Consider the following 10,925-nt stretch of genomic DNA (forward strand, 5'->3'; position numbering starts at 1 on the left):
GTTGCTGACTAAGCTTGAGTTTTGTTTCAATATCCATATTAATCCTTACTGAGTTTAGAAAATAAACCGCTACCCTCTATAAAAAGAAAAAACGGCCCTGCGGGCCGCAAACTCTGAACGTTGAACCCTAAGAACCTGATACGCACGAAACGTAGAACGCAGTGGATGGGTTGCTGCTGCTGACGACGCCAGAGCGGAGGTTCTTGCGGTAGTAGTTGGAACCACTAGCCGTCGACGACCAGTAGTAGCTGCCGGTCGCCCAACCCTTCGCGGTGTACATGTGATCAAAGTTATCAAAAAGACTCGTCAACTCATCTAGATTTGCTAAAGCCCAATCATCTCTCCCGTTAAGCTCAAGTGTATTATAATGTTCACAAAGGCTATGTGCTTCAGTAACACTAAACATTGCAAACGATCCTGAAGGACCATCATCAGGGATAATTTCAACATGACTACCGTTGTAATTACTATAGCCAACAGCGTTTAAAAAGCTCTCACTTGGAGTACCGGTAAACAACTTTCCATCGCTTTCCGCAATTTTAACACAGGCACCCGCGGCGTTTTGTTGATCATCATCCCCAACTTGGCCACCACACAATAAGGCATGAAAGGTAACTTGGCTAATCGCATTAGTCTGTGTATTGGTTGTTGTGGTGTAAGATGACGCCACATCAAAGGTCATGGTCGTTGTTGGGGTTTGATAGTTTGTATCCCACTTTACCCGCACTTTTTGCTCACCTGATTCATCGGTTTGAGTCGTTTCCGCTTCAAGGATAGGAGTAACCATTTCTGCGGTGTCTGGGTGCTGTTCTGTACTTACCACTGAAATGACTGAGTAACCTTCTACTGGGTTGCTATTTTGATCGGTCAAGGTCGCAGTAACCTGGCCACCTTCCACTGACGTATAAGGTACCGTGTCAATCGTTGCTTCTGATGACACTGCAGCCGTCTTTTCATCACCAATAAACTTAACTTCATAGTCTTGAGTAATGCCACCCACATCAAGGGTTAATGTGACGGTTTCCGCTTTTAAACTGGTTAAGCGAAACTCGGCAATACCATAGCTGTCTGTGGTAACGTTATCGCTGTCCAATGTCACATTTGGGCTAGAGACAGAAGCCGTCACAAGGGTATCTGGTCTTACTTCTTGACCGAGTTTTAACTCAACAAATACAGAACCAACATCAACTCCATCCGCGACAACTTCCGTGCTTGAGGTAGGCAATACAGTAATTAAACCTTGCTTAACACATGTCACATAATAAGCCGATGTTGGATCGACATCGCCTGTAAGGGTGCTGCCATCTTTAAGATCCACCCACTTAACCAGATCTGCTCCGTCATCATAAGCGAGGTATTGCGCTTTAACAGGCCAGTTATGTAACGCCTGAACATCGGTATCAGTGGCCATCAGCTTAAGTTGATCAAACGTCGGCACTGAACCACCGATGGTGTCGCAGTATGCTACGGCCGACGGATAACGAAAACCAGCCATATCAATCGCTGGGCTGTAGCCATCATCGTTCAGTTTTATATCATAAGGCGAGCCTTGCCCGGCTGCATCAAGTGCGGTGGGTGGTCCAATATAGAGATCCAACAAATGAGAAATGTCGTCCCATTTTGATGACTGATTAGGATCGGTCACTTCAACACGAATCAAACCCATGTCATACACTCCATTATGATCACTAACCGCAAAACTAATATAGTGGTAACCTGGTTGTGACGCTTGAAAGACGATCGTTTTATTCTGAGTGTCCAGTGGATCTTTAGGTACCGCTTTTGCGTTAAACGATTCAACATACACCAATTGATAATCATCACTATCGTCCGAGGAAACAAAGCCGCTGATGTCGATTTCTTCATCGGTCAATACGTTGACAACAACTGGATATACAATATTATCGTCAATCGTAAAACCTTGGTTAGCTTCGTAGCCCACCGCAACATCTAAAACCCCCATCAGCACAAGGCCATTAACCGAGTCTTCTAACGTATAAAGAACACGGTCAATGCCGGTAAAACCTGACGGCGGGGTATAATCCATAGTCTGGTCATCTGTACTATTTATTTGAACTGAGCTCGAGCGACCGTACGGTAGTGTAAGCTCCGTTAATACAAACTCGTCACCTAACGTAAAGCCGACTTTCTCCAATTCGTCCTTCAGTAAAACACTCACATCTTCATTAATCAGTGTTGTTGCACTTACTGGAACCAGTTCGGTTGAGCTAGGATTACTACTTACCGCAATGCGCGTAACCGCAGAACTCGAACCTTCTGAGCTACTACTATCACTCATTGGCGCTTCAGCCATACGGCTCATTGGCGACAATGTTTTAGGAGTCACATGATATCGATAGTCACACACCTTGGTATCAAAGGCCTGAATTACAAACCCTGTTTCCGTCATACTTTCTACTTGGCAGCTATCATCATTAGACAAGACCTCGACTTCACTCAGCGCAAAGCCACCACCCGTTGATGAAAATACCTTTGACGACAGGTCAACCTCGAACGATTCAGCATAGCCAGTCGAGTAGGTAGCATTTTGAGCGGAAAGCGTCGCGCTTTGAGTATTAGGGGAAACACTTGCTGAGCTTCCTTCACTGCCCTCTCCACCACACCCAAAAAGGGTAAGCGTAGTAGCGACGACAAAACCCAGGGGAATGCTTCCTCCTGGCTTATTGCTTAAAAGGTTCATATTACTTCTCTTTACTTTTTATTGATTTCAAAATTGATTTTATGATTTGTATTTAATGTTGTATTGGGCATTTACACTTTGCTGATAACAGTGATGCCATGTAGGCTAAAATTAGCACTGAACATGGGTAATGAATGCTGATCGTCCTTGATTAGCATTAATCATTGAAGGCCTATAATTATGTCTATTTTCAGCGTTCCTATTACTGAATAGGCAGTTGCATCTCTTTAGAGTATTTTTTATCGTAAGATGTTACGGTTACATTAAGTTGTTCACTTTGCGTATATTCCGCAAGAGAAAACGTTTTATCCCGACCAGATACAACAGTGAACTTTTGTTTGCATTGCGTATTTTTTTCTGTTGTACATGAGTTAACATAAACATCAATTAGCGTATTACTATTATTATCGATGCGTAAATTCTCGCCCTGATTGTAAATCTTATAATCAAAACTTGGCTTTGTCGTAGGCAGAATATAAACCGGTGAAAAACCATAGTTTATCTCGACACCGTGAATTTTCTCTCCCTCTTCTTTATAACGACTAGGAGTAAATGGCAGCATAAACATCAAATCTTTGCTGTTATCGCAAGACGTGTTGTGACATAAGCTACGAACACCCACGTCTTTCTCTTCACCAGGTCTTAAAACTAATCTTGGGTGCGTAAGAGATATTTTCCAATCATCTAGATTGTTTCTTGTATAACTATTACGAACGATTTTGTCGCCATCAATAAACTGAATTTCTTGTACTTTTCCATTAACAAAAATCGGGTGAGACTCATCATTAATAAGTGTCACGACACCATTGCCCTTTTTATCCGCGACGACAATCATCTTGTCGACATTAAAAGCATTGGCAGCAGTAGAAGTCATTGCTGAACAAATTGCGAATACTGTTAATAGATTATATTTAATTTTCATATTTCTCTCTACTAAAAATAATAAATTTTAGGATACTACTCGTCTATTTTGCTCAGCGCGTATATAACACCAAGCGCGAAAAGAATGAGTACATACATGTTTAAAATATTTGGTCCGATCATTACTCCGCTCTCTTATATTTGACCCTCATGCATATAATTGAGGTATTAGTTTTCATATTTACGAGCCCAAACGATAAAGGTGAGTAGCTCGATTGGTGAACAGTATCGCGCGTTCAGGTTTGAAGGTATTGGGCACTCTTGAATTTCAAAAACGCAAGATGCGAGATAGCTAAACAAGTGTAGATATCATTTACATTGGCGAGATACTCTCTGCTACAAACAAAGAAACACTGCCAAAAAATTGGCAGTGTTTCTGTTTCAAGGAAGGCAATTTAATCTAAACAGCTAACTTTCGGGTAAAGTATTTTCTCTTCAGGGTAAATCAAATTCAAATCACGATTATTAAGATTTGGATTTGCTTCGACTAATTCATCAAGTGAGCTATCAAATGCTCTTGCAATTCGGAGCAAATAGTCGCCAGGAACCACTCGGTATTCAACTAAACGCTGCTGACACGATGGCGCCTTCTTAATTGGGACAATAGACGCCAATTGGGTTTTCGGCCTTGATACTTGGGTCGACTCTTCAACAAGCTGGTCAACATTGGGCCTTGGGTTAATATCTGAAAGGCCTTCTGCGGCTTCATTGCTTGAAAAACGATAAACCAACAGTGCATTAAATGCGTATAGATCGTCTTGTTGACGAGCTAAATCAAAGACGCCTTGGTAACCAAGGTCGGCGCTCCAATTTTTACTCAATTGGTATTTAAGACCAAGCGATGCCGTAAAATTGGTGTCGTCACTAGAAAGCGCGCCCCCGACTCCTGCATACAAGGAGGCAAATTCACTGACGGGTAGCAATAAGTCGGTTTCAACCATTACCGCACGTAAACTATCTATTTCCGAATCAGAAAAAGCAGAATAATCAGCATAGCCAAGTTCAAATAGTACGTTTTCACTAATGTTATATCCAACCGCCGCCTTATAACCAAGTGCTTCAGTCTGTCCCATGTTGTCATCAAATGCAGAAAACGTCATGCCACCACTCATCTGGATAGGCAGCTCCTCTGCTGATACACTTATGGATAAGAACACAGCGATAATCGATGACATTAAGTTCATTTTTTTCATCTTAAATACCAGGCTCCAACATGATCGTTACTTCATCAAAATAATCTCCGGAAACAGCAGAACTGCCCTCAATATCGTAATCAAAGTCTAAAGTAAAGTTAATACTTGTTTGCACTCCAGCTCCTTCTGAAATAGCCGTTGTTTGATACATTAATTGTCCTTCATCAACTAAGTTACCAGAGCTGCACTGATCGCAATGAATGCTGTAAGGAATAACCACACCAGGGTTACTTGAATTAACCAATTCGTATGACTGTAAGGGCATTGTTAAAACAATTCCGTCATTAAAATAGCCGTTCGCTGTAATATCAAATGACGTTGTCGATGTTATTCTTTTGCCAATTGTGTCGTAGACTGGCGTCATGACACCATCTCCACTTACAAAAACACTGTCGAGTTGAACAGGCTGATAATCAAATGAAAACAACATCACTTCATTGATGTTGCGATAAGTCATAATGCCGTCATTTTCATAGTAGTAACGAATATTTACCGGCACTGAAGCTGAATATTGCCCCTCTGGTAGCCCACTTAATGCCGACACTATTTCACTTTCGTTAATATCGAAAATAGGTCTCAGGAAAATAAATGGGCTCGATTTTTGTTTATTAATTAATCGAACAGACGAAACACAGTTTGGACCTTCAACAGTCACAATCGGTAGTGACACTTCATCAAATGAGCACCCACCACCTACCGTATTCGCTGACTGGGCAAATTCAATTCCAGTAGTATTGTATTGAACGCCCGATATATCGATCGATATTGACGGTGAAGTATTCCCATTTCCCCCAATTAAAGTCATCTCTGTTGGAGGTGTACCCGAAAATGTCGCGGCCGCCCAAGCTTCTGAAGCCTGCAACATAGGAGGAGTTTCCCACGTACTTGGCAGCATTTTGCCATTGTAACGTGTCACATTGTCCCAACGAACACCACCAGCCTTCACTTCCGCGCGAACTTCAAACGCAGCTTGAGCCATGCTTGTCGTCATTAATGCAATAAACGCTACAATATATAGGATAGGTCTAGGCATTATATTTTACCTCTCGTCACCATTTCTTTCTTTGAATAGCTTCTGTCGTGAGATGTCACGGTAATGGTCAACTCGTTATTTCGCATAGTTTCGGTTAAAGGGAACGTCTTATTCCTTCCCGATACAACCGTAAATTTTTGTTTGCATTGGGCTTTGTTTTCAGCAACACATGCATCTACAAAAAAATTGAGCATGGTATTACTTTTATTTTCGACTCTAAGGCTATCACCGTTGTTGGTTAATTCGTAAGAATAATTCGGTTGTGTTGTAGGAATAATATAAACAGGTGCGAATCCGTAATTAATTTCCACACCACTCACTACTTCATCAGGTCTGTATTTACTTGGAGAAAAAGACAGCATAAACATCAAATCTTTTGAATTATCGCATGCAGCGTTGTGGCATAAACTACGTATGCCAATGTCTTTCTCTTCACCAGGGTTCAAAACTACCTTCTGGTGCGTTAATGACACCTTCCAATCGTTTAAGTTGTCTCTTGTATATTGTTTTTTTTCTACCTGTTCTCCATCAATAATATTTATTTCATCCACCTTTGCTTGGATAAAAATTGGGTGAGACTCGTCGTTGGTTAACGTAACGATACCGTTCCCTTTATCATCAGAGACAATAACCATTTTATCTACCGTAAAAGCTTGTACACTTATAGATAACAATATAGCGGTGAGTGATACTAAATTTAGTAGAACTTTATTGGATTTCATTTCCCACTCCTTAATTAACTTGTGCGACTGGGTATGTAATGGCGTTGGTGCGATAAAGTCGCTTTGCCAACAGTTTTAACTGATCGATATCTCTTTTATGAAGCGCTATTGTTTCCGCCATGTTTATAGATTCATGCGCTATATAAATTGCCTTAAACGAACCCACTTCTTTCTGAATAATTCGATAACCGTGCGACTCGAGCTTTTTAAGTGCTTTAGTCAGATCAGCCGAGCTTTCGTATGCACCTAAATACATCGCTTGTAGCCGTTCGTCTGCATCAATCAAGTCTATCTGCTTGTCTTGAGCTATTGGCAAACAATAGTTTTGACCAAAGTTCATCTGATTTGTTGAAGTAAACTCATAAGGCAATAAGCACTGGCTTTCTTTCGCTGACAATTCAAAGTTCATGCCTTCCAATACGGTTACTCGATAAACACCGTCGGCCATTTCATTGACTTCAATACAACCTTCTCCATGACACTTCACTTCTGTAATCGGCTGTTCTGATATGTCATTAAAGGCGCTAACAAACGAAACGACGCGACTAACTCTTGGCTCAATAGAAGCAACCGTACCTGGGTGTGTAAACACGGTTACGTTACTATCACCAGAGTTGTAAAGATCAACGCTCTCTGAATCAAATTTCGCACGATATTGACTATAGTCTTCCAAAGGCACAACGGTTTCATCGTTATATACGATGAACTTACTGTTGTTTCGCCCTTCTTTTTTAAGAGAGAAGTAACCTTTTTCATCAAACGTCTGCTCTGTATTCTGCGACTGATGAATATCGACAAGCGTATAAGACGTTGCCGCTTTATCGGTAATATAAACGCCGTCTGTCGTCACGATTTGAGTGCTAGACAAGCCAGCATTGATACCACTCGTGCCATTGGTGGACGTATGGGCGGAGGCATTCATTCGAGCGTATTTAGTCGTGCCACTGGTCGCCAATAACGCATCTTGATACATATCATCCTGTTGTCGATCGTAGGTGTTACTCACCTCAAGCGACGTATTAAAGGAGTCTGAGTCAATTAACTGATTTCGTCTTACTGTTGTTTTAAATTGATTAATGTCATCACTATCACTCGTCAGGCCCACGATAGTTTCTACTGTGTCTGACAACGGGACACTCCATAACAAATTAACTGATATGTCGTCCGTCGCCTCAGAGTAATCGACGTTAATATTAACTCGAGAATCTAAAACTGTGGGCGTGCTGTAACCAACGGAAATAAACTGCTGTTCCTGTTCATCCGAGTTACCTAAATTGTCTAACTGCTTGTCGTTATTAAGCGAGTAAACCGCATACATAGATTGTCCACCGCGGAAGCTGTACGAAGAATTCAACGATAGACGTGAATAATCGGCATATCCGTACATATAAGAAGCAACTGGATCACCAAGTTCATTATCGAGAGACTCATAAGATAGACTTAAATAAGGGATACCGATATTAGCATTAAAGTGAGATGCGTCTTCGAATTGGCTGTACACAGCTTCAGTACTCAAATCCCAATCAATCAGATTGTATGCACCACCAACGGTGTACATAGTGCCACTGTCCGTGACCAAGCCGCCCAAGCCTACTTGCAACGAACGGGTGAGTTGGTAGTTAGCTAATGCCTTGCCATAAACATCGTCTTCAATATTTTTAATGCCATGTTCCGTGTAGTCGTAATGGCTTCCTGAAAACATACCCGCAGTGGCAACGAAATCCACTTCCCCCTGAGTCAGAGAGTCACCTTTGGTGTTATATACTTGATAAGTCTGGGTATTAACAACTTGCCCACCACTTGTCACCTCAAGTACAGCTTCATAGCGACCAGATGGTAACTTGCTGTAAGGAATTGAGTTCTGCCCTTCTGGTACGTTATCTTGAAAAATCAATCGACCATCACGAAGAACTTGTACACCGCCACTTGTTGGCGCATAAAAGCTCAATACTTTGTCGTTATTATGTCCGCCTACGAGCAACTTTTTAGAGGTACCTACCGTGAGCGAGTTTTGAGCAACTCGAGCGGTGTTATTCAGGAAGTCAGTTGAGTTAACCTCTGGCTCAAATTCAAAATGACCCGCTTTTATTGAGTAAGAATCGATATCTAAATGATATGCCGCTTCATACAATTCAGAACCGTTATCACTGTTGTTGGCATTGAAATCAGTTTTGAGGTATCCGTAAGGTAGCCCCAGTGTCGTTTCATTATTTAAAGAAACGATTGAGTCTTGATCTTGATATTCACTCACGTACAGATCAAATGAATTGATTAACCCATTGTGTTGACTCAGAGACGAGTGGTATACCAGTTCTTTATCGAGATTCGAGTATGACAACACCTGTGGAGATACAAAAAGATAGACTTCTTGATCGTTATAGTTATGAACGATCTCAAACGTTTCTGGGTACAACTCACACTCATCGAGCTTACCTAAACACTCAGACTGATCTTGTATGCCAACCATTAATTGATCTATGATCTTCTGCTGGTACTCAGCCGACACTGTATTATCATTTAAATAGTCAGATACCTGTGCGATCGCTTTTTTATTATTCGAGTCTAATTTTAACGTGTTAAACGACGTTAAAAATGGGATCGGTGAAGTAAGGGAACCATCTAAGTTACGTATACGGACTGTTGACTCTTTCAATTCAAACAGTTCTTCAAAACCTTCAAGAACATTTTGACTATAACTTGAATACGAATACACAGGCAATAACACTAAAATTGCCATTGTTATGAGTTTGAACCTGAACATTATATATCTACCTCTATATTGAACTCTATCTCACCATTACACCTCTCCGCTTGGCCCGCTGTGATGATATCTTTAAATGACTGAAAACTTAATATAATGTCATGCTCACTATACTTATTGTCGCCATCATTTAAATTGAAATTTGAAAAAGAGACGGATTCACCCTCTGACAAACTTATCCCGTCAATCGTTAATGTAACGAAATCATCCTGAACATTGCTCACTCCAGAGTAGTCCGTACAAATTGACGTATTTTTTGTTAACGTTGAAATATAAGGAATATCCGAAGACTCAAAAGGTATATCTGTTTCAATTCTTAATGTGGTATTAACATCATCAAATTTTGTTTTGTCTTGATTTGACGTCAACTCCAGAACTGCCGGAATAAATTCAACAGAATTAATTGAATTTGTATAAAGTTTGCCTACATCGAGGCTCGTAGTAATGTAAAGCACTTTGAAATCGGCGTTGGCATTCATACTCATGAAAGCCAATAGTATTAAAACTTTTTTCATATTGACTACCATCGTAGAGAAATAAGGCTCGTAATTACTACGAGCCTTTGAATCGGGAATTTTCTACAAATTAAACAAGGTCAGCCATAACCGTTACTGATGCTTGAACAGTAGTTCCACCTACTTCAGATTCAGGTAATACAGCAGTCTGCTTAACTTTAGTTGAAATAGTTTCTTCACCAGAAACAACATCACCAACGGCTACTGGTGCACCATTTACATTAATCTCAACAGCTTGAGATGGGTTTGCCACACCGTCAAAAGCTACTGATGCATCAACTAGAGTCCAGTTAGCTGAAGCTAATGCACCAACAACAGGAGTAACAGCATCACCATCATTTAAGTGAGACTCAAGTACGATAGTATCTGATTCAAACACACCGTCTGTGCTTGGAGTGATAGTACCGTTAAGCGCTGTTGTATCACCTCCTAGGCCAGTGATGATAAGTGCATCTGATGCGTTAGTTACTGGAACAGTGCCACTCCATACAACAGTAGCATTTGAAGATGCGTTAGCACCTGCACTTACTGCCATACCCATAAGAAGAACTGATGCTAGTGCGCTTTTTTTGAAGTTAAACATTTTACTTTCCTTTAAAGATTAAATATTTCATAAATTAGTAATCCCGCTCCTGCGTTTAAATTTGTTAACGCTCATCGGTGACAGGACGAAATAAATTATGCGGAACACTGGAAAAGAAATATTGGGCATTTGAAAATTCCATTTGCCGAAAATGCCGATTCGATAAAACCATCAACAGTAAAGCTAGTAATACCTACCTTCGTTTTATCTACATCTATAATAAAAACCTGCCCGATAAGCTATAGTTTAAATTCTAATAAAAGAAGATTGAATTACATAAGCAATCGAACAATACTTACCATAATAGAGATTATCGAGGACAAAGAATGCCACTCACGTTTGCACACTTCTTAGAACAAGCCAGAAAGGAGCGAGGTTTAACACAGCAGGAGATGCTTGAGTTACTGCTTGAGGCCGACCCGACATTGTCTAAGCTCGACCTCAGGGCAAGATTACGAAGCCCCTTGCCCTGCAAGGACTTGCGAAAGGTAAGCGT

Annotated in this window: 8 protein-coding genes; all 8 read right to left on the reverse strand. The window is 40.9% G+C overall.

Annotation, left to right across the window (positions count from 1 at the left end):
• Positions 1-127: 127 nt before the first annotated feature.
• Positions 128-2,701 (reverse strand): DUF1566 domain-containing protein, encoded by a 2,574-nt coding sequence (locus A6D97_RS02100; RefSeq protein ID WP_065583726.1) that lies wholly within the window; start codon positions 2,699-2,701, stop codon positions 128-130.
• 202 nt (positions 2,702-2,903) lie between these two features.
• Positions 2,904-3,623, reverse strand: coding sequence for a hypothetical protein (locus A6D97_RS02105; protein ID WP_065583727.1), 720 nt, complete (start codon positions 3,621-3,623; stop codon positions 2,904-2,906).
• A 394-nt stretch (positions 3,624-4,017) separates the two neighbouring features.
• A complete protein-coding gene (locus A6D97_RS02110) occupies positions 4,018-4,815 on the reverse strand; it encodes an outer membrane beta-barrel protein (protein WP_065583728.1) in 798 nt (265 codons plus the stop codon).
• 1 nt (position 4,816) lies between these two features.
• Positions 4,817-5,848: a hypothetical protein gene (locus A6D97_RS02115; protein WP_065583729.1), complete on the reverse strand. Its 1,032-nt coding sequence runs from the start codon at positions 5,846-5,848 to the stop codon at positions 4,817-4,819.
• Positions 5,848-6,570 carry a hypothetical protein gene (locus A6D97_RS02120; protein WP_065583730.1) on the reverse strand — a complete coding sequence of 241 codons (723 nt, stop codon included), beginning with the start codon at positions 6,568-6,570 and terminating at the stop codon, positions 5,848-5,850. The genes A6D97_RS02115 and A6D97_RS02120 overlap by 1 nt, the downstream gene beginning before the upstream one ends.
• A gap of 10 nt (positions 6,571-6,580) precedes the next feature.
• On the reverse strand, positions 6,581-9,037 hold the full coding sequence (locus tag A6D97_RS02125) for a TcfC E-set like domain-containing protein (protein ID WP_240492683.1): 2,457 nt from the start codon (positions 9,035-9,037) through the stop codon (positions 6,581-6,583).
• Positions 9,038-9,330: 293 nt separating this feature from the next.
• On the reverse strand, positions 9,331-9,846 hold the full coding sequence (locus A6D97_RS02130; RefSeq protein WP_065583732.1) for a hypothetical protein: 516 nt from the start codon (positions 9,844-9,846) through the stop codon (positions 9,331-9,333).
• A 70-nt stretch (positions 9,847-9,916) separates the two neighbouring features.
• A complete protein-coding gene (locus tag A6D97_RS02135; protein ID WP_065583733.1) occupies positions 9,917-10,429 on the reverse strand; it encodes a hypothetical protein in 513 nt (170 codons plus the stop codon).
• Positions 10,430-10,925 lie beyond the last annotated feature (496 nt).

Origin of the sequence: Vibrio sp. ZF57, assembly GCF_001691235.1 — a bacterium.
GTDB classification, from domain to species: Bacteria; Pseudomonadota; Gammaproteobacteria; order Enterobacterales; family Vibrionaceae; genus Vibrio; species Vibrio crassostreae_C.